The organism is Limimaricola cinnabarinus LL-001, from assembly GCF_000466965.1.
GTDB lineage: Bacteria > Pseudomonadota > Alphaproteobacteria > Rhodobacterales > Rhodobacteraceae > Limimaricola > Limimaricola cinnabarinus.
Genome location: NZ_BATB01000021.1, coordinates 17,272 through 40,304, shown reverse-complemented (window position 1 = coordinate 40,304; position 23,033 = coordinate 17,272). Strand labels below are relative to the sequence as shown.

Annotated in this window: 25 protein-coding genes and 2 pseudogenes; 21 read left to right on the top strand and 6 right to left on the bottom strand. The window is 64.5% G+C overall.

What is annotated here, in order from left to right; all coding sequences use genetic code 11:
- Nucleotides 1-91 precede the first annotated feature (91 nt).
- Both MBELCI_RS09240 and MBELCI_RS09235 read left to right on the top strand, forming a co-directional pair.
- Nucleotides 92-1,138, top strand: coding sequence for a tyrosine-type recombinase/integrase (locus MBELCI_RS09240; RefSeq protein ID WP_021693928.1), 1,047 nt, complete (start codon nucleotides 92-94; stop codon nucleotides 1,136-1,138).
- A gap of 335 nt (nucleotides 1,139-1,473) precedes the next feature.
- The gene (locus MBELCI_RS09235) at nucleotides 1,474-2,322 is read left to right on the top strand and encodes an alpha/beta fold hydrolase (RefSeq protein WP_369385419.1); all 849 of its coding nucleotides are present in this window, start codon (nucleotides 1,474-1,476) and stop codon (nucleotides 2,320-2,322) included.
- An 841-nt stretch (nucleotides 2,323-3,163) separates the two neighbouring features.
- On the opposite strand, the gene MBELCI_RS09230 is transcribed toward MBELCI_RS09235, so the two are convergent.
- Nucleotides 3,164-3,691 (bottom strand): L,D-transpeptidase, encoded by a 528-nt coding sequence (locus tag MBELCI_RS09230; protein ID WP_369385417.1) that lies wholly within the window; start codon nucleotides 3,689-3,691, stop codon nucleotides 3,164-3,166.
- Nucleotides 3,692-4,017: 326 nt separating this feature from the next.
- On the opposite strand from MBELCI_RS09230, the gene MBELCI_RS09225 reads away from it, so the two are divergent.
- Entirely contained in the window at nucleotides 4,018-4,494 is a 477-nt protein-coding gene (locus tag MBELCI_RS09225) for a L,D-transpeptidase family protein (protein WP_110546428.1), read from the top strand.
- 145 nt (nucleotides 4,495-4,639) lie between these two features.
- Here the strand turns inward: MBELCI_RS09225 and MBELCI_RS09220 are convergent, their stop codons facing one another.
- The 4 genes from MBELCI_RS09220 to MBELCI_RS09205 form a co-directional block, all read right to left on the bottom strand.
- A complete protein-coding gene (locus MBELCI_RS09220) occupies nucleotides 4,640-5,593 on the bottom strand; it encodes a cation diffusion facilitator family transporter (protein ID WP_021693925.1) in 954 nt (317 codons plus the stop codon).
- Nucleotides 5,583-6,320, bottom strand: coding sequence for a transglutaminase-like domain-containing protein (locus tag MBELCI_RS09215; RefSeq protein WP_021693924.1), 738 nt, complete (start codon nucleotides 6,318-6,320; stop codon nucleotides 5,583-5,585). Before MBELCI_RS09215 ends, MBELCI_RS09220 begins: the two co-directional genes overlap by 11 nt.
- Before the next feature lie 106 nt (nucleotides 6,321-6,426).
- Complete coding sequence (locus MBELCI_RS09210; protein ID WP_021693923.1) at nucleotides 6,427-6,753, bottom strand: YnfA family protein; 327 nt, start codon at nucleotides 6,751-6,753, stop codon at nucleotides 6,427-6,429.
- Entirely contained in the window at nucleotides 6,750-7,178 is a 429-nt protein-coding gene (locus MBELCI_RS09205) for a MerR family transcriptional regulator (RefSeq protein ID WP_021693922.1), read from the bottom strand. The genes MBELCI_RS09210 and MBELCI_RS09205 overlap by 4 nt, the downstream gene beginning before the upstream one ends.
- A 212-nt stretch (nucleotides 7,179-7,390) precedes the next feature.
- Here MBELCI_RS09205 and MBELCI_RS21015 point away from each other — a divergent pair, with 212 nt between their 5' ends.
- From MBELCI_RS21015 to MBELCI_RS09185, 5 genes and pseudogenes are all read left to right on the top strand, one after another.
- Entirely contained in the window at nucleotides 7,391-7,531 is a 141-nt protein-coding gene (locus tag MBELCI_RS21015; RefSeq protein ID WP_158497376.1) for a hypothetical protein, read from the top strand.
- 145 nt (nucleotides 7,532-7,676) lie between these two features.
- Nucleotides 7,677-8,894, top strand: a complete 1,218-nt coding sequence (locus MBELCI_RS09200) for a M23 family metallopeptidase (protein WP_052512708.1) — start codon at nucleotides 7,677-7,679, stop codon at nucleotides 8,892-8,894.
- Nucleotides 8,895-8,929: 35 nt separating this feature from the next.
- A pseudogene (locus MBELCI_RS09195) lies at nucleotides 8,930-9,711 on the top strand (ZIP family metal transporter).
- An 85-nt stretch (nucleotides 9,712-9,796) separates the two neighbouring features.
- Nucleotides 9,797-12,097 carry a heavy metal translocating P-type ATPase gene (locus MBELCI_RS09190; protein WP_021693918.1) on the top strand — a complete coding sequence of 767 codons (2,301 nt, stop codon included), beginning with the start codon at nucleotides 9,797-9,799 and terminating at the stop codon, nucleotides 12,095-12,097.
- Nucleotides 12,094-13,104, top strand: coding sequence for a sodium:calcium antiporter (locus tag MBELCI_RS09185; RefSeq protein ID WP_021693917.1), 1,011 nt, complete (start codon nucleotides 12,094-12,096; stop codon nucleotides 13,102-13,104). The genes MBELCI_RS09190 and MBELCI_RS09185 overlap by 4 nt, the downstream gene beginning before the upstream one ends.
- Nucleotides 13,105-13,402: 298 nt before the next feature.
- Here MBELCI_RS09185 and MBELCI_RS09180 read toward each other — a convergent pair whose 3' ends face one another.
- On the bottom strand, nucleotides 13,403-13,837 hold the full coding sequence (locus MBELCI_RS09180; protein ID WP_021693915.1) for a CBS domain-containing protein: 435 nt from the start codon (nucleotides 13,835-13,837) through the stop codon (nucleotides 13,403-13,405).
- Between the two features lie 223 nt (nucleotides 13,838-14,060).
- Between MBELCI_RS09180 and MBELCI_RS09175 the strand changes: the two genes are divergently transcribed.
- From MBELCI_RS09175 to MBELCI_RS09120, 13 genes and pseudogenes are all read left to right on the top strand, one after another.
- Nucleotides 14,061-14,339, top strand: coding sequence for a hypothetical protein (locus MBELCI_RS09175; protein ID WP_235047603.1), 279 nt, complete (start codon nucleotides 14,061-14,063; stop codon nucleotides 14,337-14,339).
- A gap of 98 nt (nucleotides 14,340-14,437) precedes the next feature.
- On the top strand, nucleotides 14,438-15,382 hold the full coding sequence (locus MBELCI_RS09170; protein WP_021693913.1) for a beta propeller repeat protein: 945 nt from the start codon (nucleotides 14,438-14,440) through the stop codon (nucleotides 15,380-15,382).
- A gap of 1 nt (nucleotide 15,383) precedes the next feature.
- Nucleotides 15,384-15,884, top strand: a complete 501-nt coding sequence (locus MBELCI_RS09165) for a DUF411 domain-containing protein (RefSeq protein WP_021693912.1) — start codon at nucleotides 15,384-15,386, stop codon at nucleotides 15,882-15,884.
- 16 nt (nucleotides 15,885-15,900) lie between these two features.
- A complete protein-coding gene (locus tag MBELCI_RS22275; protein ID WP_268744182.1) occupies nucleotides 15,901-16,029 on the top strand; it encodes a hypothetical protein in 129 nt (42 codons plus the stop codon).
- A complete protein-coding gene (locus MBELCI_RS09160) occupies nucleotides 16,026-16,538 on the top strand; it encodes a c-type cytochrome (protein WP_021693910.1) in 513 nt (170 codons plus the stop codon). The genes MBELCI_RS22275 and MBELCI_RS09160 overlap by 4 nt, the downstream gene beginning before the upstream one ends.
- Nucleotides 16,535-17,113, top strand: a complete 579-nt coding sequence (locus tag MBELCI_RS09155; RefSeq protein WP_200861260.1) for a DsbE family thiol:disulfide interchange protein — start codon at nucleotides 16,535-16,537, stop codon at nucleotides 17,111-17,113. Before MBELCI_RS09160 ends, MBELCI_RS09155 begins: the two co-directional genes overlap by 4 nt.
- The gene (locus tag MBELCI_RS09150; protein ID WP_021693908.1) at nucleotides 17,110-17,385 is read left to right on the top strand and encodes a hypothetical protein; all 276 of its coding nucleotides are present in this window, start codon (nucleotides 17,110-17,112) and stop codon (nucleotides 17,383-17,385) included. The genes MBELCI_RS09155 and MBELCI_RS09150 overlap by 4 nt, the downstream gene beginning before the upstream one ends.
- A gap of 23 nt (nucleotides 17,386-17,408) precedes the next feature.
- Nucleotides 17,409-17,699 (top strand): hypothetical protein, encoded by a 291-nt coding sequence (locus MBELCI_RS09145; protein WP_021693907.1) that lies wholly within the window; start codon nucleotides 17,409-17,411, stop codon nucleotides 17,697-17,699.
- Between the two features lie 53 nt (nucleotides 17,700-17,752).
- On the top strand, nucleotides 17,753-18,397 hold the full coding sequence (locus tag MBELCI_RS09140) for an SCO family protein (protein ID WP_021693906.1): 645 nt from the start codon (nucleotides 17,753-17,755) through the stop codon (nucleotides 18,395-18,397).
- Between the two features lie 53 nt (nucleotides 18,398-18,450).
- Nucleotides 18,451-19,011: a redoxin family protein gene (locus tag MBELCI_RS09135; RefSeq protein WP_235047602.1), complete on the top strand. Its 561-nt coding sequence runs from the start codon at nucleotides 18,451-18,453 to the stop codon at nucleotides 19,009-19,011.
- Complete coding sequence (locus MBELCI_RS09130; protein ID WP_021693904.1) at nucleotides 19,008-19,484, top strand: hypothetical protein; 477 nt, start codon at nucleotides 19,008-19,010, stop codon at nucleotides 19,482-19,484. The genes MBELCI_RS09135 and MBELCI_RS09130 overlap by 4 nt, the downstream gene beginning before the upstream one ends.
- A gap of 3 nt (nucleotides 19,485-19,487) precedes the next feature.
- A pseudogene (locus tag MBELCI_RS09125) lies at nucleotides 19,488-20,212 on the top strand (cytochrome c biogenesis CcdA family protein).
- 31 nt (nucleotides 20,213-20,243) lie between these two features.
- The gene (locus tag MBELCI_RS09120) at nucleotides 20,244-22,586 is read left to right on the top strand and encodes a heavy metal translocating P-type ATPase (RefSeq protein ID WP_021693902.1); all 2,343 of its coding nucleotides are present in this window, start codon (nucleotides 20,244-20,246) and stop codon (nucleotides 22,584-22,586) included.
- Nucleotides 22,587-23,033: the final 447 nt, after the last annotated feature.

Genomic DNA, 23,033 nt, shown 5'->3' with positions numbered 1-23,033 from the left:
CGCTTTTGTCCATTCCATGGCGCTACAAGCGCCGCACTGTGTGGTCCTATGTTATGTCCGATAATTTTCACTTATCGGACATGAGTGTGCTATGCCCGTCGCCATGCCGAACACGCCCGGAAACCCCGCCCAAATCGCCCTGCCTGATCATGTCGTGGGCTCCGGCCGGCTCGACCGCCTCGTCGACACCGCCCGTGGCTACGCCGACCATGCGCTGGCCGAGAACACCCGTAGGGCCTACGCGCGTGACTGGTCGGCTTTCGCGCGCTGGTGCCGATTGAAGGGCGCCGACCCCCTGCCCCCCGCGCCCGAGCTGGTCGGGCTCTACATCACCGATCTCGCGGCGCCGTCGGGCCCGGCCCGGGCGCTGTCGGTGGCCTCGATCGAACGGCGGCTGGCGGGACTGTCCTGGGGCTACGCGCAGCGCGGTATGCGGCTCAACCGCCGCGACCGGCACATCGCCGCCGTTCTCGCTGGCATCCGTCGCCGCCATGCGCGGCCACCGGTGCAGAAGGAAGCGATCGGGCCCGACGACCTGCGGGCGATGCTGGCGACCCTCGGCCATGACCTGCGCGGGCTGCGCGATCGGGCGATGCTGCTGGTGGGCTTCGCGGGCGCGCTGCGACGCTCCGAGCTGGTCGGGCTCGACCATAACAAGAACGACACCCTCGACGGGACCGGCTGGGTCGAGATCCTCGAGGCCGGCGCCCTCGTCACGCTGCGCGGCAAGACCGGCTGGCGCGCGGTCGAGATCGCGCGGGGATCCAGCGACGCCACTTGCCCGGTCCATGCATTGGAGCGCTGGCTGCGTTTCGCGAAGATCGATTTCGGCCCGATCTTCACCGGTATCAGCCGCGATGGTCAACGCGCGCTGGAGCGCCGCCTGAACGACCGCCACGTGGCGCGGCTGGTGCAGCGCACGGCAATGGGCGCCGGGCTGCGGGCGGATCTGCCGGAGGCCGAGCGCCGAACCCTCTTCGGCGGGCATTCGCTACGTGCCGGGCTGGCGTCGTCCGCGGAGGTCGACGAGCGCCACGTGCAGAAGCAGCTCGGTCACGCCTCGGCCGAGATGACCCGGCGCTACCAGCGCCGTCGGGACCGGTTCCGGGTGAACTTGACGAGGGCCGCGGGGCTGTAGAAGTCCAGAGGCCTTTGAGCGCCCTGTCTCCAGAAACCTTCAACAACTTCCATAGTTCTGAATGGGGTTACTGGAGGGTCCTGCTCCTGCCGACCTCCAAGCAATGCCACTCCTCCACAAACGGCCGTTATCGCCGGTGACAGAAATGGTTGAGTTTTGTCACATCCTGCGGTGTCGAGGAGGTCCGCTCCGAGCCCTTCCGCGACATCGGTGACAATCGCAGCATCCGTCGAAGACAAGCGGGAAGCGGTCGTTCGCCGCACCTGTCACAAGAGCGAGCGGTGCCCACAAAGCCGTCGCAGATTCGAGGGAGCTACACGGAGTCGTCCGACGGAATGCGACGCCGATGCAATGTCCTGACAGCTGACAGTGAAACTAAAGGAAGTTCTGGCCGTTGTTGCAGCATGGAGTTGAATTGCGAACGTCATGGTGCGGGACGACCCTTGCTTATGGTTCACGGGCTCGGGGGAAGTGTCCGGTCATGGGACAGCATCGTCCCGATGCTATCCCATGCGCGCGAGATCGTGCTGATCGATCTGCCGGGGCACGGAAAATCTCCGGCGCTTTTGGGGCGCCAGACAATAGCGGCCTATGCGGACGCGCTCGAGCAGTTCATCGACCTGAATGGGCTTACAGGAGTTGACACGGTCGGCAGTTCCGTCGGCGCACGCTTGGTTTTGGAATTGTCGCGGCGGGGCGTCGGCGGCCACACGGTTGCCTATGATCCGGGCGGTTTCTGGCGGGGCTGGGAAACGGCTTGGTTCCGCTACACACTGTCCGCCTCGGTTCGGCTGGTACGCCGCTTGCGCACGCGCATTTCGGCATTGTCGCAGAACAGGGCCGCGCGGACAGCGCTTCTGATGCAACTGTCGGCGAGACCCGGCACCCTCGATCCCCAGTTGGTCCAGAAAGAGCTGACGGCCATAGCCGGGACCGAAGTATTCGACGCGATGCTGCGCGAGTTGGCGAACGGTCCGTTGCAGGAGGGGACGGCCACACCTCCGGGCCGCGTGACAATTGGATGGGGTCGTAAAGACCGCCTCCTGCTGCCCAGGCAAGCGGAACGTGCTCAAGCAGTCTTCCCTACCGCCCAGCTACATTGGTTCGAGCGATGCGGCCACTTCCCACAATGGGACCGCCCGACGGAGGCCGCAGAGGTCATTCTGAAGACCGTCGAGGAATGAGGTACGGATAAGTTTGAAGTCATCGCCCGGCGTGCTTGCCAGCCCCGACTTGGAGAACGACGCCAATAACGCAGCGGCAGCTATCTATCTCTTTACAACTCTCGCCCGAGGAACCAGCCAGAGGGCTGAAGAGACAGAAAGCCCCTTTGCCAGTCTGGCCACCCAGCATTCTCGCAAAGTGATGCCCCACCGCCGGCACGGCTTCGGGGTATGTCCGGACTTGAGGTGTGCTCAACCGTAAGCATCAGTATCGACCAGCCTCAGCGACCCAGCGCTTCAGGGGACGGAGGCCAAACATAAGAGGGCGGAGAGCCGTCATTCGCTGCACCCGGCTCAAATGTCCGCACACCGGACACAAACCCCCTGACAGAACCCATTGGCCAAAAACGGCCGTTTTTGGGAGGGTCTGCCTTATGGGATGCATACCCCCCCAATGGAGGAAGATGGCCATCTGGTTTGAAATCACTGTCAAACCGTCCACTATGTCTGTCGGCATTTTCCACCGGAACGGACCTTTAAGCTTGCCGCAGCGAACGACAGTTCTGACTCGATGCTATTCGGTTCGCTCGCGCATAGAACCACGCGCCAATGACTGGCACCATCCGGATCGGGTGGTGCGCGAGATCATCTTGCCGACACCATCGGCATGGTCGGCATCGGCTACAAGAGTAGCATGTCGGGCTTCGCAGGCATGCTGGACAAGGCCGAGGCCGAAGCGATTCTCGACTGCCTGAAGTCCGCATGACCCAAGCGCGAGCGCACCTATCAAGAGCGGCCTGCGAGGCCGCAGGTGGCTAAGGGCAACGCGCCGGTGCTTGGCGCTGTCTACGGCAAAACCCGCTCAGCTATGAGGGTCCATCCCATTCCGGTCTGGATTGTAGGGATTTCCTGCCTTCGGATAGAGATAGACCTTCGTTCCCACAGGCACTTTCTCGTAGAGCTCGATGATGTGATCGTTCACCAGACGCGCGCAGCCGTTTGAAACCGCCTGTCCGATCGTCGAGGGCTGGTTGGTGCCATGGATACGCAGGTAAGTGTCACGGCCATTGATGAAGAGATAGAGCGCTCGCGCGCCGAGCGGATTGTCGAGGCCGCCGGGCATCCCTTCCTCCTCGTATTGCTCGTATTTCTCGGGCTCTCGCCGGATCATGGCTGGGGTCGGCTTCCAACTCGGCCACTCCCGCTTCACCCGCACGATGTAACTGCCGGCATGGTAGAGATCGTCGCGTCCGACTCCGACGCTGTAGCGTATTGCTCGGCCTTCCGGCTGCGTCCAGTAGAGCGCGAACTCGTCCGGCATGACGTGGATCTCCCCTGGGGCGATGCCCGGCGCGATCTCGACCTCACGCGGCATGAATTTCTCGGGCAACTCGTGGGCCACTCCTAGCTCGGCACCCCAGCCGCCACGCTGAAACCAGCTGCCGTGGCAAGAAATCTTCTTCGCTGCATCGTGTTGTCCTTTACATTATTTTACCAGCACCAGCCGGATGGTCGATCCGGTATACCGCTATTATGCCTGCATCAGCCGACCTTCGTGTCCTGCGCGGCGAAGATCGACGGCGTGGCTCAACCCGGACGTACAACCCACAGGCCTTGAGCCATCACATTTGCCAAGGTAGTGCCAGAAGTCGAACAGACCTCACAGGATAGGCCACGAACGATGGCAGCCACCAGATCCGCGCGACGTGCCATATTATTGAGCGGCTGGCCGCTTTCCTGTCTGGCTGTGCCGGGAAGTTTCGGTCATATGACGGACCCCCTGTAACCCGGTTGCGGATTTACAAGGAGCAGCGGCTACTGCTGCTTGACGGCGCGGATGGTGTCTTGAAGACCTACCCCATCGGTCTGGGTTTCGCACCCGAAGGCCCTAAGCAGTTCGAAGGGGATGGGCGGACGCCGGAGGGCTCGTATCTGATAGATCGGAGGAATCCGAAAAGTCTCTTCCATCTCTCCATTGGGATTTCCTATCCAAATCAGGCCGACATTGCTTTTGCGGCGGCGCTTGGTCGGTCTCCCGGGAAAGACATCTTCATCCATGGCGGCCCGAGACCCGGCGTCGACCCCATGAATGTCCGCGACTGGACGGCAGGCTGCATCTCGGTGTCGGACCGTCAGATCGAAGAAATCTATGCCATGGTGCGGAACGGGACGCCCATCGACATCTATGCCTGACTATGGCAACGCGACGGTGATGGCGACGGCTATGAATGTCACGCGCTAATATTGCGGCCATTGGGACTGCTTTGCATTGCGGGAAGGCGGCAAGGCAGATCGGGAAAGCGTGCCTCTGAATGCCGAAATATCCGGTCGACCACCATCAACCGGATGATCCGTTTCCATGACTGGCCGACTTCACTGATCCGTGCCCATATAGCTCGGCATTCTGGTGGGCATGCTCCTCGTGTTCGAACTCCAGACTCGAATGGGAAATGCCAAAACCATCCTTCAGACGGTTCTTAATGTCAGCTTTCACGATCTCGATACGTGCCCAGCCCTGATCGTTCAGCACCACGTGACAATCAAGCGCAACCTCATGCTCCTGCATCTGCCAAAGATGCACATGATGGACATCCAGAACACCATCAGCGTCTCGCATCGTTTGAACGACGGCGTCGCTGTCGAGATCGGGCGGACTGCCGAGCATCAGGGTCCGGATCGGGCCGCCGATCTCGGTCAGCGCCAGATAGAGAATATACAACGCGATGCCGATGGTGATGGCAGGATCGACCCAGCGCAGGTCGTAAAGGAGGATCAGCGTGCCGCCGATGATGACCGCGACAGAAGCGAGCGCATCCGAAAGATTGTGCAGGAACAGTGCCCGGATGTTCACGCTGCCCTTCTGCATCGAGTAGGTGAGACCCGCTGTCAGCGCATCGATGATCAATGCGATCCCGCCGAGGATGACGACCGTCCAGCCGCGCACCTCGGGCGGATCGATCATCCGCATGCCGCCTTCGTAGATCAGGTAGAAACCGACGAGAATGAGAGTTGTGTAGTTGATGAGGGCGGCCACGATCTCGATCCGCCCATAGCCGAAGGTCATCGTTGAATCCGCAGGCCGGCGCGCGATCTTTCGGGCGGCGAAAGCGATGACGAGCGAGGCCATGTCCGAGAAGTTGTGCAGCGCATCCGCGATCAGCGCGAGGCTGCCGGCGAATATGCCACCCACGATCTGCGCCACGGTCAGCAGGGCATTGGCCCATATGGCTATGGAAACACGCCGATCCCCGGATTCGGGGTCGAGATGCGCGTGACTGTGATCATGCGGCATGTCCATGCTCCTTCCGTAAAACTTTCCTCTTGGCACCAAGGCCAGGCACCGGGGGAACATCGCCATTCCGGATTTTGCGGACCCGCGCGTTCATCCAATAGCGGATCGCATGGCGATACAGCATCTCTTTGAAACGGCCGATCGCCTGTTTGCGGTTCTCGAAAAAATCGTCGGGTGAAGCGAAGGTTCCAAGATCGCGGGCAATACCGGTTTTCTGGATGTAGGTATCCTTACCGGTCCACCGGACTTGCGGCGCGCCAAGGCGATCCGTGCCGACACCATAGCCGCACAGATTATCCTGATCCGGGAAAGCGGCTCGGATCGCCTGAAGATATGGACTGTCGAGAATGAACCCTTCGAGGTTCAGCCAATCGCCATCCAGTTCGACTTCCACCCAGGAATGAAGGATTTCTGCGGGAGCCCATGGATAGACCGCCTCCGGCACCACGCCACGCTGAAGCGTCTTGTGAATCGTGAATCCGTGCAGCCTGCATGGCACTCCCACACCGCGTAGGAGTGCCATCAACAAGGTGGCCTTGGTATTACACTGGCCAAAGCCGTCCCGCAGCACGTCGCTGGCCGAAACGTCATCTGCTCGATTGTAGCCGAAGAGAATGTCGTCGCGCACGAAATCGTAGATGGCGCCGATCCGATCGGTTTGCGGCAAACTTGCCCAACCCCGCTCCTCGATCAGGGCGGCGATGGCAGGCACTTCGAAATCCAACATCGGGGTGGTTGCCGTCAAGCAGGTGACAGTTTGCACGAACTCTCTCCACGAATCGTTGGGAGGAGAGGTAGCTCCTACAGTGACTGTAGCTTCAAGGCTTTTTCGCTCACGTGCCGCGTGGCGCCGCGAGAATGATCATTGCCCCTGTCAGGCTCACCATCGTCCCGAGGAGATCCCACCGATCGGGACGGTGCCCCTCGGCCATCCACATCCAGAGCACCGATGCGGCGATGTAAATGCCGCCATATGCCGCGAAGGCCCGCCCCGCCGTGGACGTCTCGACCTGTGCGAGCAACCAACCGAATAGCGCCAATGAGACTATGCCGGGCAAGAGCCAAAGTGGCGAAGCGCCAAGCCGCCACCAAGCCCAGACGGCAAAGCATCCCGCGATCTCGGCGATGGCGGCCAGCGGATAGGCGATGCCGGCACTCAAGCGCCAATGCCCTCGTGGTCCGTCAGGCACTCCGAGTGATCGCGCAGAACTTCGAGCACGCGGCAATCGGCCGCTCGCCCGCCGCTGCATTCCTCGATCATGCGTTCCAGCTCCAACCGCAGCACCTCGAGCCGGGCCACGCGCTGCTCGACCTGCTTGAGTTGGCGCCGGGCGATGGCATCCGCCTCCTCGCAGGAGCGAGCAGGATGATCGCTGAGGTCGAGCAGCTCGCGGATCGCATCGAGCGAGAAGCCAAGCTGCCGGGCGTGACGTATGAAGGACAGGCGGTCGAGTTCGGCATCGCCATAGCGGCGCTGGCCGCCATCGGTCCGCCCCGGTTCGGGCATCAGGCCGACTTGCTCGTAATAGCGGATCGTCTGCACTTTTGTGCCCGTCTTCTTCGCCAGATAACCGATCGTCAGCATCGTCGCACTCCAAACCTATACTCTTCGTAGGTTTGGGGCGGCGGTTTGGCAAGCTGGTGCCGCAGGATCACAAAATGCTTTGCAAAGTTCACGCGAATAGGGGTTGAACCTCCAGTAGGTCGAGGTTTTAGCAGTGCGCTGACACTTCCGGAATCGGTCCGCCACGGGCCGATAGCACCCCGCATTGGCCCTTCGCAGGAACAAGACAGCACATGACCAACCATATGGAACATGACGACCTGTCCGAGACAACGGACCCTTCTGTCGTTTACGCTCGCTTTTCCCTGCTGGGGCAGCTCAACGCGACCGACATTCCCGTGGTTTCGAGCTACGTCAGCAAGGGTCCGGCATGAGGTTGCGCTATTGGGCCGCGGGGGCTGCGGCACTCGGTGTTTCGACGGGTATCCTCGTATACCGACCCTGGTTTCGACGGAGGCGGTGCCGCCGGCCCTGACTGTGATCGGTGACTGGGCGCCTGCCCCCATCGCGTCACCGCCGATGGCTCAGGACAACCCGGTCGAAGTCTCTGCGGAGCACGATGTTGCACCCGTCGCCATGCCGTTGGCTCTCCCCGAGGTATTGGTGGCCGAAACTGCCCCGCCAGAGGTGGCGCCGTCACGTGCTGTATGGTCGCGTGAGATTGCTGCGGGCGAGACGCTGGACGCGGTCCTGATGGACGCTGGTCTCGAGGCAGCGGACCGCGCAGAGGTCGCCCTTGCGATGGGCGTCGAATACGACCTGCGCAAGCTCCGCCCCGGTCACGTCGTTTCCGTCATGACGACCGATCTTGGCGCCCCGCAGCGGGTCACGCTGGAGGTCGATGACGGCACCCGTATCGAGGCAACCTTCGGGGATCGATTGGCCACCCGTGTCGTCTCACCGGAGCCCAAGGTCGAGATCGTGGCCGGGCAAGCCGAAGTCGTGACCTCGATTTCCTCGGCGCTTGGGGAGGCGGGCATTCCGGCCCGTTTTGCCGTCGATCTCGCGCAGATACTTGGCGGCACGGTGGATTTCCGCCGTGAGCTCAGTGGCGGCGAGACCCTGCGCCTGCTTTGGCGAGAGTCGAGGGTGGAGGACGCTGTCATCGGCGAACCTCGGCTGGCCTTCGCATCACTGGATGTCGGAGACGCTCTCTTTGAGGTGGTCTGGCCCGACGATGAAAGCGGCCGTGCCACCATTTATCTTGATGGAGAGGTGCTGCGGGTTTTCGCCCCGCCCGTGCAAGGCGCGCGACTTTCCTCCGTCTTCGGAAAGCGCACCCATCCGGTCTATGGCAATGTGCGCATGCACACCGGCGTCGACTTTGCCGCCGCTCGGGGGACACCCGTGAATGCCACGGCCCCCGGACGCATCGCCTATGTAGGCTGGCGCGGCGGCTATGGCCGGGTCGTCGAGATCGCGCATGGCTCGGACACCCTGACCCGCTACGCCCATCTCAGCGAGGTGCCGAACGGGTTGGCGCGGGGGCAGCGCGTCGCCGCAGGCGATACCATCGGCCTCGTAGGTGCCACCGGCACGGCAACCGGTCCGAACCTGCATTACGAAGTGCGTGTGAACGGCCGCCCCACAGATCCGTTGTCGGACGAGCGCCTGGCTCAAGCGACCGATGGGGCCGACGATGCTGGCGAGGCGCTGACCCGCCTCCTGAACGCGCGGTCCCGGCTCGAAGCCCGCTTGCTGCAACAGCCTGAACACGTCGCGACCGGTAGCCTCTGACTGTCTCCATTCCCGCTCGAACAAGGAACTCGATGATGGAGGAGATGTCCCCGCTCGCCCTCGGCGTCGTGGGCAGCCTTCTGGCCGGCGCCATGACTGCGGTCGGTGCAAGCCCAGTGCTGCTTGGCCAGATCCCGTCGCGCGCCACGCGCGACCTCGCACTCGGCTTCGCCGCAGGCGTCATGCTCGCGGCATCGTTCTTCTCGCTGATCATCCCGGCGCTTGATGCGGCCGGACCCGCTTCGAGAACGACGCGGCACCGGCGGCTATCGTCTGCGCGGCAATCCTGTTGGGAATCGGCGCCGTGGCATGGATGAACGAGCGTTTGCCGCATGAACATTTCAGCAGCGGACGGGAGGGGCCCGAAGCCGCATCCCTCAGGCGGGTCTGGCTCTTCATCTTCGCGATCACGATCCACAATATCCCGGAAGGCCTCGCAGTCGGCGTGGGCTTCGGGGCTGATGGCCTCTCGGGAGGACTGCCGCTCGCCTTGGGCATCGGTCTCCAAAACGCCCCCGAAGGGCTTGCCGTGGCGGTCTCTCTTCTCGGCGAAGGGTATGACAAGGGCCGGGCCTGGACCATCGCCGCGCTGACCGGCCTCGTGGAACCGATCGGTGGTGCCCTCGGCGCGGGCGTGGTCTCGCTGGCCCAGCCGCTCCTTCCCTGGGGTCTGGCATTCGCGGCGGGCGCAATGATCTATGTCATCAGCCACGAGATCATCCCCGAGACCCACCGCCGAGGGCATCAGAACAAGGCGACATTCGGCTTGTCGATCGGGCTCGTCCTCATGCTTTTCCTCGATGTCTGGCTTGGCTGACCAAAACGGGCCGAGAGGCTTGAAGCTACAGCCGCTGTAGGTCGTATATCGGACGCAAACTGGGAATCACGGCGGGGAGAACGCCATGGCGGACGACGATTTGCGACACTACGAGTGGCGGGTGACGGGCATGGATTGCGGCTCCTGCGCCGCAAAGGTGCGCGGAGCCGTTGGGCGCCTTCCGGGCGTGTCTGATGTCGATATCGCCCTGATGGCCGAGCGACTGCGATTGACCCTCGACGAGGGAGAGACCCTTCCGGCACAAGTCGAGACGGCGGTGCGAGCCGTCGGCTTCGGGATCGCGCCCAAGGGTGCGGCGCCCGAGAGGCCCGAAGGCGGCTTCGTCCTTCCGAATAAAGCTTTTCCTGACATGGTGCAGGAGGACGACGTTCGCGACGAGACCGCGGGACCCGGCGGCACATCCTGGTATCAGACGTCGAAGGGACGGCTGGTGATCGGCACCGGCGGGCTGCTGGCTGTCGCCGCGGCCTCGCACCTGATCATGCCGACCCACGTTTCCAAATGGGCCTTCATCCTCGCAACGCTCATCGGCCTCGCACCGATCACGCGGCGGGCCGTCGCCATGCTTCGGACGGGCATGCCCTTTACCATCGAGATGCTCATGACGATCGCCGCCACGGGAGCCCTCGTGATCGGCGAAGCGGAAGAGGCCGCGCTTGTCGTGTTTCTCTTCGCGGTGGGCGAGATGCTCGAAGGTCTCTCCGCCAACAAGGCGCGGGAAGGCATTCGCGCGCTATCGCGGCTCGTGCCGAAAGTGGCACTGCTTGAGACCGGGGGGCGCATGCGGGAGGTGCCGGCACAGGCGCTCCGGGTGGGCCAGACCGTGCTGGTCCGCCCGGGAGACCGCGTCCCCTGCGACGGCGAGGTGATCGAAGGGACCTCGGGGGTCGACGAAAGCCCCGTGACCGGCGAAAGCGTGCCGCGTCTCAAGGAGCCGGGCACAGCGGTTTTTGCCGGATCGATCAACACCGAGGCGGCCTTACGCGTGCGGGTGACGAAGGCGGCCCAGGACAACACCATCGCGCGCATCGTGCGTCTCGTCGAGGAAGCCGAAAGCGCGCGGGCCCCGACCGAGCGTTTCATCGACCGCTTCAGCAGGGTTTACATGCCCGCCGTGGTGGGCGCGGCAATTCTGGTCGCCCTGGTGCCACCCCTCGCCTTCGGCGCGGCGTGGCAGGACTGGGTCTATCGTGCCCTTGCCCTGCTGCTCATCGGCTGCCCCTGCGCGCTGGTCATCTCGGTGCCGGCCTCGATATCCTCGGCCCTGTCGACCGGGGCCCGCCAAGGCCTGTTGATGAAGGGTGGCGCCGTGATCGAGGCAGTGGCGCGCACGACGCATGTCGCCTTCGACAAGACCGGCACGCTCACGCAAGGACGGCCCCGCGTGACGGATGTGATTGCCCTGTCTGGAAGCGAAGCGGAGTTGCTGGCGCGCGCGGCCGGCGTCGAAAGCGGGGCCAGCCACCCGCTTGGCCGGGCGATCTGCGCCATGACCGAGGAGCGCGGCATCGACGCTGCCATGACCAGCGCCGCCAAGGCGCTTCCCGGTAAGGGCGCAGAGGCCGTGATCGATGGCAGGGCGATCTCGGTCGGCTCGCCCCGGCTGGCCGAAGAACGAAGCGCGATGACCGACGCAGTGCGCGCCCGGGTCTCGGCCCTCGAGGCTGAGGGCAAGACAGTGGTGCTTGTGCTCGACGATACGATGCCGCTGGGAATCATTGCCTTGCGCGACGAGCCGCGGCCCGATGCCTCTTGGGCGGTCGCCGAACTCCAGAGGCTCGGAATCGAGCCGGTCATGCTCACGGGTGACAATCCCCGCACCGCGCAGGCCATCGCGGGCCAGCTCGGCATCGGGCATCAGGCCGGCCTCATGCCCGAAGACAAGGTCGCCGCCATACGCGACCTGACCTCCGACGCACGGGTGATGATGGTTGGCGACGGTATCAACGACGCGCCAGCGCTTGCGGCCGCGCATGTAGGCGTAGCCATGGGCTCGGGCACCGACGTGGCGCTTGAGACCGCCGATGCCGCGATCCTGCGCGACCGGGTGACAGACGTCCCGGGCACGATCCGGCTCGCGCGCGCGACCATGTCGAACATCCGTCAGAACATCGTCATCGCTCTCGGGCTGAAGATGGTCTTTCTCCTGACCACGATCCTCGGAATCACCGGCCTGTGGATTGCCATTCTCGCCGATACGGGCGCGACAGTGCTCGTGACACTGAACGCGCTACGGCTGTTGTTCTTCCGGCCGGACAAGGAGAACGTTGCAACAGGACATCCCGACCAAGAGATGTTCCGAGCCGACGGAACTGCCTGTGAGGCCGAGGGTATTGCCTCCCGAAAAGCGCAGAACGTGGTATGAGTGGCGGTCTTCTGATCTGGATGCCGGTGCTATTGGCCGCCGTCTGGGCCGCTCATTGGGGCGCGGAGCATCTGGCGGAGCCTTTGAAGAAGCTACGTCAGCAATGGGGTTTCTCGGTGGCCGCTGGCGGTGTTTTCGTCGGCCTCGCCGCAGCCTCTCCGGAGATCGGCATCAACACCACGAGTGCCCTGCGTGGTGTCGGCGATATCGGTCTGGGCGCGCTTCTGGGGTCGAACGTGCTCGCCATTCCCCTGATGGTGCTGACGGCCTACGCCGCCACTCGCAAGAAGCGCATCGAAGGCCATGACGACCACACAAAACAGCGGCAGGCGCATTTTCTGGAGATCGATCGCCGGGCCGTCACGGTGCAGGCCCTACCCTATTGGGGGATCATCGCGCTCTTCGCCCTGCTGACGCTGCCTGCGCCCTGGCGTGGCCTCCAGCCCCTCGACGGCTGGCTCCTGTTGCTGGGCTATCTCGCCTATGTCACGCAGGCCCTGTTGCGCGGGCGGAGCGATGGCGAAGAGGTCGAGTGGAGTTCAAAGGAAAAGCGGCTGGCGGCGGCCGGTGTCGCGTCCTTGGCCATTGGCGCCTACTTCACCGTCTTCTCGACCGAGAAGATCGTTGGCGCGTTCGGGCTGTCGAAGATCATCGGCGGCCTTTTCATCACCGCTCCAGTGGCGGCACTGCCGGAGATCTTCGCGACTTGGTATGTCGCCCGCAGCGGACAGATCACGTCGGGCGTCACCAGTGTCATCGGCGATCATGCCGTGACCATGACCCTGGCCTTCATACCGCTGACGATTGTCGGGATGACGATCAATGATTTCCAGCTGTTCTGGGTCACGCTAAGTTTCGTGGCTCTGATGCCCGCCCTCTATGCCGCCTTCATCTGGTGCGGGCGCAAGGGCTTCCGGCTCTGGCAGGTCCTTACCCTGCCGATGGTCTACGTGCTCTACCTTGTCCTGCTTGTCGTCTGGGTGCAGCCCTTCGGCTCAGGCGGGTAAAGCTTTCATCGTCGCACCGCACCGAATGTGGAAAGTGGAGCCAGAGATGGACGCACTATTTGCGTAGATATTTCACCAGCGCCAGAATCGCGAGGATCACCAGAACGAGGATCACCAGCCACCAGATTCCCATGCCGACCATCATGCCGCCGTCCATCATGTCTTTTTCCTCGTGCCTAAGCCTTACCAATACTTGTAAAAACCACTGGCCCACCAACTTCCGGGATAGGCGATAGGTTCAAGCGTTCGGCAGGTGAAAAAAGGACGAAGCCCCATCGAGAGGCTCCGCCCTTTTTCATCAGCAGCAACCGGAACGGCTCTCGGGCTCGGAAACTTTCTGGACGAGATCCGCCGTCTCTGCCCCTTCTGCTTCGCGTGCCACATCGGCCTGCGCTACCACCCCGCAGCACTTACCCTCACTGTCGATCACGACGGCACGGCGCACCTGGCGCTTCTCCATCTTGTTGCAGCAGGACGAGACCTCCTCGTTTGCCGTCGTGGTGAGCACGTCCGTGGACATGACGTCCGAAACGGCGGTCTCACCGGATTTGCCTTCGGCGACGGCCCCGCAGCAGATGTCCCGATCCGTGACGACCCCGATCGGTTCGCCAGTATCGTTGACGACGGGCAAGGCCCCGATGGACTGCTCGGCCATCAGCTTCGCCGCGTCCTGGATGGTGGTGTTCCCCCCACAGCAGGTGGGGTTGCTCGTCATGATGTCCTGAACTTGCATGTCTTGCTCCTCTGGCTGAGTGCCGGGACAAACCATTACGGCCAAGGCGACGTTCCGTGGTTGCCTCGGCGTCGGCGACGGACCGCGGGTCGACGGACTCGTGAGTGATTTTCCCCCGAGCACGGTAGACAGGCGCCCCGTCCGTTCATAGATCTGTGCCATGCGCCTCTGGCTTCGCCTTGTCTCGCTCTGCCTCTCGCTTGCTCTTCTGGGCGGGGTAATGATGCATGACACGGCCGGCGCCCGGATGTCGTTCGACATGGCGGCCTCGGCGGTTGCCGACGCGCAGGACGATCTCTGCCCTGCTTGTGATCAGAATGCGAGTGAGCAACTGGTCTGCGATCTCGACTGCACCGCGCCCCTGTTGTCGACCGAAGGGTCATCCGAGATCCTGCCGCAGACCGTTGCCGCCCGCAGCATGACACGTTCGGACGATACGGCGCTGCGAACCCGTCGACCGGGTTTCGATCCCGCCCCCCCACGAACCACCATCCTGAGCTGACCGGCCGCACCGCATAGGTGACGGCCCGGTGATGCCATGCCTGTCCGATCTGGACTGGCAGGCCCTCAACCGACCGATCCCTTCTCAGGATACCTTCCATGACTGCCTTTACCGCACGCGCGCTCTCGCGTCGTCGCGTCCTGTCCTCCGGCCTGGCCGTGCTGGGCGCGACGATCCTTGCCCCCGGCTTTGCCCGATCAGGCCCGTCGCTGGCACTCGACTCCGCTAATGCCCTGGCCTTCGATGGCTCCACCATCCTTGCCGCCACGCCCGACGGGCTGCTGCGGCACGACGGCAAAAGCTGGACGAAGCTCGGCGACGTGGGGCCGCCCAACAGCCTTTCGACCCACCCGTCCCGCCCGGGCGTGATCTACGCCGGATGGCAGGACGGCAGCCTGCGCCGCAGCGATGACGGTGGCGCAAGCTGGACCGCGGCGGATGCCGGACTACCCGGTGCGCCGATCCTGTCCCTCACCATGGCTGCGCATGCACCCGGCACCCTGTATGCCTCCATCAAAGGCGACGGGCTGTGGCGCAGCGAGGATGACGGCGCGACGTGGGCGTTCGTCATGGACCGCCCCTATCTCGACGGCGCGGAACATGACGTGCTCAGCCTTGTCTCGGTCGCCAACGAAACCGGTATGGGCGGCATCTGGCTCTATGCGGGCACGCAGGCCGGACTGACGCGGGTGCCGGACTGTTTCTGCCGCTGGCAGGACGTCGTCGCGGGTGACGCGATGGATGCATTGGTCGCGGGCGACGCGCCTGCCAATGCCGAAACGCTGCCCGTGGGCGAGCCGGTCACGATCCTCGCCCTAACACCCGATACACCCGAGCGCCTTCTCGCCGCCCTGCCCTCCGGGCTGTGGCTGTCGACGGATGCCGGCGTGAACTGGGCGCAGGCCACCCCTGACCCCGTCACCGCTCTGGCCGTCGATCCCGTCGACCCGCTGCACGTGCTGACTACCGATGCCACCGGGCTGCGCGTCTCACGCGACGGCGGAACCACCTGGACCTCCTTCGATCAATCCAAGGACAGCTGACATGAACCGCAAACTTCTTACGGGCTCCGCCCTCGCCCTGGTCGCCGCTTCCGCCATCGGCATCGCGACCTTCACCACCGCCGAAACCGACGTCGTGGCCGACACGCCGAGCGAAGCCACCGAAGCCACGGTCCCTGCCGCGCGACAGATGACGATCTGGCGCGATCCGAACTGCGGCTGCTGCGATGCCTATGCCGATTACATGGAGGAGAACGGCTACCACGTGACGCGGATCGACGACCGCGACTTCGACAAGCGCTCGATCGAGGTGGGTGTGCCCGAGCAGGGCCTTGGCTGCCACCTGGCGCAAGTGGACGGCTACTATGTCAGCGGGCTGGTCCCGGCCGAGATCGTGGAACGCCTGACCACGGAGCGTCCCGAAATCACCGGCATCACCCTGCCCGGCATGCCGATGAACGCCCCGGGCATGGCCGGCAAGAGCGGCACGCTCAAGACCTACGCCTTCGCAGGCGACGACATCACCGTGTTCTCGGATGAGTGAATGCATGGAGGGCATGATGTCGATGATGAGCGGGCCGATGATGGGCGCCATGATGGCCGGAGGCGGGCTCATTCTCCTGCTGGTGCTGACCCTGATCGTGCTGAGCCTGATGGCACTGGTCAAATTCCTCAGGAGCCCGCGATGAAACGCGGGCTGGTCATCGGCGTGGCCTCGGCTCTGCTCGGCGCCGCCGCGATCGCGGCGGTGGCGCAGGGGCTGATGGAGGAAGACGGGCAAGACACGGCCGCGACCTCGCAGGAAGTCGCAGGGCTCTCCATCCTCGGAGAGCCGGTCACGTCCGACATGGTCGACCAAGGGGGCAAGATTTATGCCGAGAGCTGCGCCGCCTGTCATGGCGCAAAGCTCGAGGGTCAGCCGGACTGGCGCCGCCGGACGGAGGACGGGCGCATGCCCGCGCCGCCGCACGACGACAGCGGCCATACCTGGCACCATGCCGACCGGGACCTGTTCACGATCACCAAGCATGGCGTCGGCGCGGTGGTGCCGGGCTACGAAAGCGACATGCCCGCCTTCGAGGGGCTGCTGAGCGACGACGAGATCAGGGCCGTGCTGGCCTATCTCAAGACCAGCTGGTCCGAGCGCGAACGCGCCTTCCAGGCCGAGGTCTCCGCCGGTGCCGAGGGCAAGCCATGAGCGCGGCGGAACAGGAACCGCGCAAGCGGCCCCGTGGTCGGGTATTAGTGCTCCTTCCGGCAGCGCTGTTCGCAACACTCGCGGCGGCGTTCTACTGGGGCCTGATGAACTCCGACGACCGGCTGCCCTCGGCCCTGACCGGCAGGGCGGTCCCCAAGTTCGACCTGCCTCCCATCGAAGGCCGCGAAGAGGGCCTGTCCACGGCGGACCTGCAAGGCGAGGTGTCGATCGTCAACGTCTGGGCCTCCTGGTGCGTGCCTTGCCGGGTCGAGATGCCGCTTCTGGTCGAGCTGGCCGCGCGGGATACGGTCCCGATCCACGGCATCAACTACAAGGATGCGCCGGATGCGGCGCTTCGTTTTCTCGACGAGACGGGCGATCCCTACACCCGCATCGGAGCCGACCGCTCCGGGCGCGCCTCGCTCGACTGGGGGGTCTACGGGCTTCCGGAAACCTTCGTCATCGATGCACGCGGTCGCGTTGCCTACAAGCATGTCGGTCCGTTCGACCGCCGCGCGCTGGAAGAAGAGATCCTGCCGGTCGTGGGCCGGCTTCAAACGGAGAACAGAAAATGAGCGAGCGATCGACGAACGCGATCGAGGCATTCCCCGCACGCCGGTTTTCCGGCCTGGGCAGGCGTGGATGGATGCTGGTGGCGCTGGCCATCATCGGCACCGGCATGGCCCTGAACTGGGGCTGGCTCACCGCCATCGGCGCAGCCCCCTTGATCCTGAGCTTGGCCCCCTGCGCCGCGATGTGTGCGCTGGGGCTCTGCATGCGCGGGGGCTCGTCCGCCTGCGCCAACAACACCGATCCGGCAAGCAAGCCGGACGTTTCGACTGACTGAACCCCACTCCGAAAGGACAAGAGATGAAGACCAGCACCAAGCTCGGCGGCGCCATCGCTCTCTCCCTGATCGCTTTCGCGCCGATGGCCTACGCCCAGGACACCACCCCGGCAGAGCCGCAGGAAACAACGAAGGAAGGCGGCCACATGGGCGGCGATATGGCCGGAATGCAGGGCATGGAAGGCATGGAAGGCATGGAAGGCATGGAAGGCATGATGCCGATGATGATGAAGCACATGCAGGCCTGTATGGAGATGATGGAGACGATGAACACCCACATGCAGGACCATCACGATCAGGCCGGTCAGGGCTGACCGAAGGCGCGCCCGGGTTTCGGCCCGGGCGCGCCAAACAGAAAGACAGACAGATGCCCCCTTCCTCTCCCGATAGATTTCACAAGCGGCTGCGCGTCCTCCTTTGGAGCGGAGCCGCCGTCCTCACCGTTACAACTGCCGGGCTGCTGGTCCTGCGAGATCAGGCCGCGCCCACAGTCGTCTACAGCGGCGAGGCGGACATCCGGTCCGACTTCGAGCTTGTCGACCACACGGGACACCCGGTCACCGAGGCGGATTATGCCGACCGCTGGCAGCTCGTGTTCTTCGGCTTCACCAACTGCCCCGATGTCTGCCCGACGACGCTGGCCTACATGGCCACCACCCTCGACCTGCTGGGCGAGGACGCGGACCGGGTCGCGCCGCTCTTCATCACCGTCGACCCCGAACGGGACACGCCGGAGGTCATGGCGGATTACGTCGCGAACTTTCACCCACGACTGGTGGGGCTGACGGGAAGCCCGACCCAAGCCGCGGCGGCCGCGCAGAGCTTCAAGGTCTATCACGAGCACATGGCGGACGCGCAGGCACCGGACGGATACACCATGGCTCATGCCGGGCACATCTACCTGATGCGCCCCGATGGCCGGTTCGAGGCCGTTTTCCTCGAGGGGGATCAGCCGCCTGAAGATCTCGCCGAGGAAATCGAGATGCGTCTGGACCAGGAGGGGCGCAGCTGATGCGACATGCAATCCTCATCTTCATGATGGCTACCATGCTTGGCTCGCCAGCCTTGGCCGATCACCCCGGGGAGCGGCTGAACGAGGTTACGGCGGAAGAGGAACCGGGCTTCGAGGCGGTCTCCCGCCCCGGCCCCGATCTCGACCTCGTCACCATGGACGGGGAAACACTCGACCTGGAAGACTTCGCCGGGCGCATTCTCGTGGTCAATCTCCGCCCGGCCTCCTGCACCGAGGCCTGTGACGCCCAACACCGGCAGCTGGAGAAGACCGTTACCTCGCTTAATGCGAGCCCCATGCGCGATATGGTCGGCTTCGTGACCGTGGCCGAGGATGCGGCGGACATCGACACGCTCGATGCCGAGAACTGGTCGATTGTGCGGTCGCAGGGCAGCCTCGAGGATCTCGAGGCGCGGCTCGCTGCGGTCTCCGAGCGCTCGAGCGACGCTCCGATGCTCCATATCTTTGACCGGCAGGGCCGCCATGTCGGCATCTTTCATGGGACTGATTTCGAGCCGCTCAATCTCCTCATGCATATCAACGGGCTGACCAACGCGCATCCGCATCCGGAGCCCGCAGGCTTCCTCGACAAGGTATTGGGGTGGTTCGAATGACGGTGGCGACGTCGGCGCGCATCGCGGCAACCCCGGACTGGCTGGGGGTTCTGCGGCGCTATTTCCTGTTTTCTCTCATCGGCCATCTGCTCTGGGAGGTGGCCCACATCCCGCTCTACACGATCTGGACCGAGGGCAGCGCCGGCGAGATCATTTTCGCCATCGTGCTCTGCACGGGCGGCGATCTGATGATCGCCTTCAGCACCCTGCTCGTGGCGCTGTTCCTGTTTGGACGGTCAGAGTGGCCACGACAGCGGTCGATGCCGGTGCTTCTGGCCGCCGTAGCGATGGGGGTGGGCTACACCATCTTCAGCGAGTGGCTGAATATCGTCGTGCGGGAGGCGTGGGCCTATCGCGACATCATGCCGGTGATCCCGGTCATCGACGCGGGCCTGACGCCGTTCCTGCAATGGCTCGTCGTGCCCACGGCGGCCTATCTCGGCGCCACGTCCCCGCGCGCGTGGTGGAGATGAGCCATGCCTGACATCCAGACTCTCGGCCTTCTTGCGGCCCTTCTGGCCGGCACGGTGTCCTTCCTCTCGCCTTGCGTCCTGCCGCTGGTGCCCGGCTATGTTTCCTACATTGCCGGGCGCACGGGACCGGGCAAGGCGCCAAGCCGAGCCGCCATGATCTGGCTGAGCGTCTGCTTCGTGCTGGGGTTCTCGACGATCTTCATCGCGCTTGGCGCCTCCGCCACCGCGCTCGGGCAGGCTCTGCTGCGCTGGCGCTTTGAGCTGAACATCCTCGGTGGGGCAATCGTCGCGCTGTTCGGTCTGTTCATGCTGGGTGCGGCCCGTATCCGTGCGCTGGAGCGCGACCTGCGCTTCGATCTCGACATTCCCGGCGGGCAGCCCATGGCGTCCTATGTCCTCGGCCTTGCCTTCGGCTTCGGCTGGACCCCCTGCATCGGGCCGATCCTCGGCGCGATCCTTACGGCGAGCGCCATGCAGGCCACCATGGGGGAAGGCGTGGCGCTTCTGGCGGTCTACTCGGCCGGGCTTGGCGTGCCCTTCGTGCTTGTCGCCGCCTTCATCCAGCAGGCCGGCACGAGGCTGCGCAGGTCCGCGGCATGGGGCGCAGGCTGCACAGGATTGCCGGAGCGGTCATGGTGCTGATGGGGCTCGCGATGATGACCGGCCAGCTGACCGTCTTTTCCTACTGGTTGCTCGAGACCGTGCCTTTTCTGGGCCAGATCGGATGACCCGCGCAAGATTTCAGAATCATGGAGATGCATGATGAGACATGACGACCATACGGAGCACGACCTGCCCGGCGATCGCACCGCGACCGACCCGGTCTGCGGCATGTCAGTCGACGTCGAGACCGCGAAGCACGTCTCCGAGCATGAGGGGGAAACCTTCTACTTCTGCTCGGCCAAGTGCCGCGAGAAGTTCGACACAAGGCCCGAGATATTCCTCGACCCGGCGCTGAAGGCCGCGCCGCCCGAACGCGAGGACGAGATCTACACCTGCCCGATGCATCCCGAAATCGAGCAGGTCGGTCCCGGCACCTGCCCGATCTGCGGCATGGCGCTGGAGCCCAAGGGCATCCCCATGACCGAGGGGCCGAGCGAGGAATACATCGACTTCCGCCGCCGGTTCGTGCTGGGCGCGGCCCTGACGATCCCACTTGCTGCGATTGCCATGGGACGACATTTCGCGCCCCAAGCCTTCGCCATCATATCGGCACCTTTCCTCGACTGGCTCGAGCTAATCCTCGCCACGCCGGTAGTGCTGTGGGCGGCGCTGCCGTTCTTCGAGCGCGGCTGGGCCTCGGTCAGGAGCCGCAATCTCAACATGTTCACGCTGATCGCGCTCGGGGTCGGCATGGCCTATGTCTACTCGGTCGTGGCCACCGTCGCGCCGCAGCTCTTCCCGCCGCAGTTTCGCGGCCACGAGGGCGAGGTCGGCGTTTACTTCGAAGCGGCGGCGGTGATCGTGACGCTGGTCCTGCTGGGCCAGCTTCTGGAGCTACGCGCCCGCGAGCGCACCGGCGGCGCGATCCGCGCGCTTCTGGACCTCGCGCCCAAGACGGCGCGGCTCGTGGACGACCAAGGCGAGCGTGACGTGCCGCTCGACATGGTCCGCTCCGGCGACCGGCTACGAGTGCGCCCGGGCGAGAGCGTGCCAGTGGATGGCGTGGTAGTTGAGGGCCGCTCCACGATCGACGAGAGCATGATCACCGGCGAGCCGATCCCGGTTGAGAAGGCCGATCGCGATCCGGTCACCGGTGGGTCACTGAACCAGACCGGCAGTTTCGTGATGCGTGCCGAGAAGGTCGGCGCCGAGACCATGCTCAACCGCATTGTCGCCATGGTGGCCGAGGCGCAGCGCAGCCAGGCGCCGATCCAGAAGCTCGCCGACAAGGTATCCGGCTACTTCGTTCCGGCGGTGGTCGGCGTGGCGATCCTCGCCTTCGTGGTCTGGAGCCTGTTCGGCCCTGACCCGGCCATGGCCTTCGCGCTGGTCTCGGCGGTCTCGGTGCTGATCATCGCCTGCCCCTGCGCGCTCGGCCTCGCGACGCCGATGTCGATCATGGTCGGCGTCGGCAAGGGTGCTGCCCACGGTGTGCTGATCAAGAACGCCGCGGCGCTCGAACGCTTCGCCGCCGTAGACACGCTGGTGGTGGACAAGACGGGCACGCTGACCGAAGGGCGCCCGGCGCTGGTCGAGGTGGTGGCCGAAGGTCTGGCCGAGGATGAGCTTCTGGGCCTCGTCGCCGCGCTCGAGGCGCAGTCCGAACACCCGCTGGCCCGCGCCATCGTCGAGGGCGCCTCCGCGCGCGGCATCACCCTGCCGGAGGTCGAGAGCTTCGACAGCACCACCGGCAAGGGCATCTCGGGCCGCGTCGCGGGCCGCCACGTGGCCATCGGCAACGTCGCGATGATGCAGGAGACGGGCGCCGACACCGCCGCCCTGTCCGAGCGAGCGGATGCCGCGCGGCGCAAGGGGCAGACAGCGATCCTCGTTGCCGTGGACGGGCACGCCGCCGGGCTCGTCGCCGTAGCCGACCGGATCAAGGAGACGACGCCCAGGGCCATCGCGGCGCTGCATGACGAGGGCCTGCGCATCGTCATGCTGACCGGCGACAACGAGGTGACGGCCCGCGCCGTGGCCTCCGATCTCGACATAGATGAGGTGATCGCCGAGGTGCTGCCCGCCGACAAGCAGGCCGCGATCCGTCGGCTGCAATCGGAGGGGCGCGTCGTGGCGATGGCCGGCGACGGGGTAAACGATGCGCCCGCATTGGCGGCGGCGGATGTCGGCATCGCCATGGGCACCGGCGCAGACGTCGCGGTCGAGAGCGCCGGTATCACGCTGGTGCGCGGCGATCTGACGGCGCTGGTGACCGCCCGCCGCCTGAGCCGCGCAACAATCCGCAACATTCGACAGAACCTGCTCCTCGCCTTCCTCTACAATGGCCTCGGCGTGCCGGTCGCGGCAGGCGTGCTCTACCCCTTCACCGGAATGATGCTCTCCCCGATCATCGCCGCCGCTGCAATGAGTCTGTCCTCGGTCTCGGTAGTGGGAAACGCGCTCAGGTTGCGTGCGGCAGAAGTCGGATTCGGGGAATAGCTCCAATATCTCGTTCTAAGTCGCGTTACCTTCATCCTACGAAGAGGATTTCCGTATCACCGCGCGGTGCTGCGGCTGTGATAGGCAGATCAGAAGAAGGAACCTTCATAGGCCATCACCATCATGTCGATCCCCATCTGCGCGACTGCCGGGTCTTTGCCGCAATCGGAGTGAGCTTAGGCCCGACGGTCGTGCAGATGGGCAGCGGAGCTGTATCGGGGTCTATAAGGCAGCGGTCTCTAACCGCTTCGACCCCGTGCACACGACGCTGAAGCTGGAATGTGCCCGGTATTCCTGCGACGCACTCTCCGAGTTCGGCGGTCGAGGGCATGACAAAGCGCCGGGCAGATGAGCCACGCCGGTGTTTGGTCCGTGGAGGGAGAATGTCCGGGCGGTTCTGCTACGAACTCTTTTCGCAGCTGCTCCCGGTCGTATCCGATAACCCGT

What these genes read in the sequence shown, in the direction of transcription:
- MBELCI_RS09205 (WP_021693922.1), bottom strand. Translation starts at nt 7,178, where the DNA reads ATGCTGACGATCGGTTATCTGGCGAAGAAGACGGGCACAAAAGTGCAG.
- MBELCI_RS09185 (WP_021693917.1), top strand. Translation starts at nt 12,094, where the DNA reads ATGAGTGGCGGTCTTCTGATCTGGATGCCGGTGCTATTGGCCGCCGTC.
- MBELCI_RS09170 (WP_021693913.1), top strand. Translation starts at nt 14,438, where the DNA reads ATGACTGCCTTTACCGCACGCGCGCTCTCGCGTCGTCGCGTCCTGTCC.
- MBELCI_RS09215 (WP_021693924.1), bottom strand. Translation starts at nt 6,320, where the DNA reads ATGTTGGATTTCGAAGTGCCTGCCATCGCCGCCCTGATCGAGGAGCGG.
- MBELCI_RS09180 (WP_021693915.1), bottom strand. Translation starts at nt 13,837, where the DNA reads ATGCAAGTTCAGGACATCATGACGAGCAACCCCACCTGCTGTGGGGGG.
- MBELCI_RS09235 (WP_369385419.1), top strand. Translation starts at nt 1,474, where the DNA reads ATGCGACGCCGATGCAATGTCCTGACAGCTGACAGTGAAACTAAAGGA.
- MBELCI_RS22275 (WP_268744182.1), top strand. Translation starts at nt 15,901, where the DNA reads ATGTCGATGATGAGCGGGCCGATGATGGGCGCCATGATGGCCGGAGGC.
- MBELCI_RS09200 (WP_052512708.1), top strand. Translation starts at nt 7,677, where the DNA reads ATGGCTCAGGACAACCCGGTCGAAGTCTCTGCGGAGCACGATGTTGCA.
- MBELCI_RS09155 (WP_200861260.1), top strand. Translation starts at nt 16,535, where the DNA reads ATGAGCGCGGCGGAACAGGAACCGCGCAAGCGGCCCCGTGGTCGGGTA.
- MBELCI_RS09175 (WP_235047603.1), top strand. Translation starts at nt 14,061, where the DNA reads ATGCATGACACGGCCGGCGCCCGGATGTCGTTCGACATGGCGGCCTCG.
- MBELCI_RS09240 (WP_021693928.1), top strand. Translation starts at nt 92, where the DNA reads ATGCCCGTCGCCATGCCGAACACGCCCGGAAACCCCGCCCAAATCGCC.
- MBELCI_RS09140 (WP_021693906.1), top strand. Translation starts at nt 17,753, where the DNA reads ATGCCCCCTTCCTCTCCCGATAGATTTCACAAGCGGCTGCGCGTCCTC.
- MBELCI_RS09190 (WP_021693918.1), top strand. Translation starts at nt 9,797, where the DNA reads ATGGCGGACGACGATTTGCGACACTACGAGTGGCGGGTGACGGGCATG.
- MBELCI_RS09160 (WP_021693910.1), top strand. Translation starts at nt 16,026, where the DNA reads ATGAAACGCGGGCTGGTCATCGGCGTGGCCTCGGCTCTGCTCGGCGCC.
- MBELCI_RS21015 (WP_158497376.1), top strand. Translation starts at nt 7,391, where the DNA reads ATGACCAACCATATGGAACATGACGACCTGTCCGAGACAACGGACCCT.
- MBELCI_RS09120 (WP_021693902.1), top strand. Translation starts at nt 20,244, where the DNA reads ATGATGAGACATGACGACCATACGGAGCACGACCTGCCCGGCGATCGC.
- MBELCI_RS09165 (WP_021693912.1), top strand. Translation starts at nt 15,384, where the DNA reads ATGAACCGCAAACTTCTTACGGGCTCCGCCCTCGCCCTGGTCGCCGCT.
- MBELCI_RS09220 (WP_021693925.1), bottom strand. Translation starts at nt 5,593, where the DNA reads ATGCCGCATGATCACAGTCACGCGCATCTCGACCCCGAATCCGGGGAT.
- MBELCI_RS09145 (WP_021693907.1), top strand. Translation starts at nt 17,409, where the DNA reads ATGAAGACCAGCACCAAGCTCGGCGGCGCCATCGCTCTCTCCCTGATC.
- MBELCI_RS09150 (WP_021693908.1), top strand. Translation starts at nt 17,110, where the DNA reads ATGAGCGAGCGATCGACGAACGCGATCGAGGCATTCCCCGCACGCCGG.
- MBELCI_RS09130 (WP_021693904.1), top strand. Translation starts at nt 19,008, where the DNA reads ATGACGGTGGCGACGTCGGCGCGCATCGCGGCAACCCCGGACTGGCTG.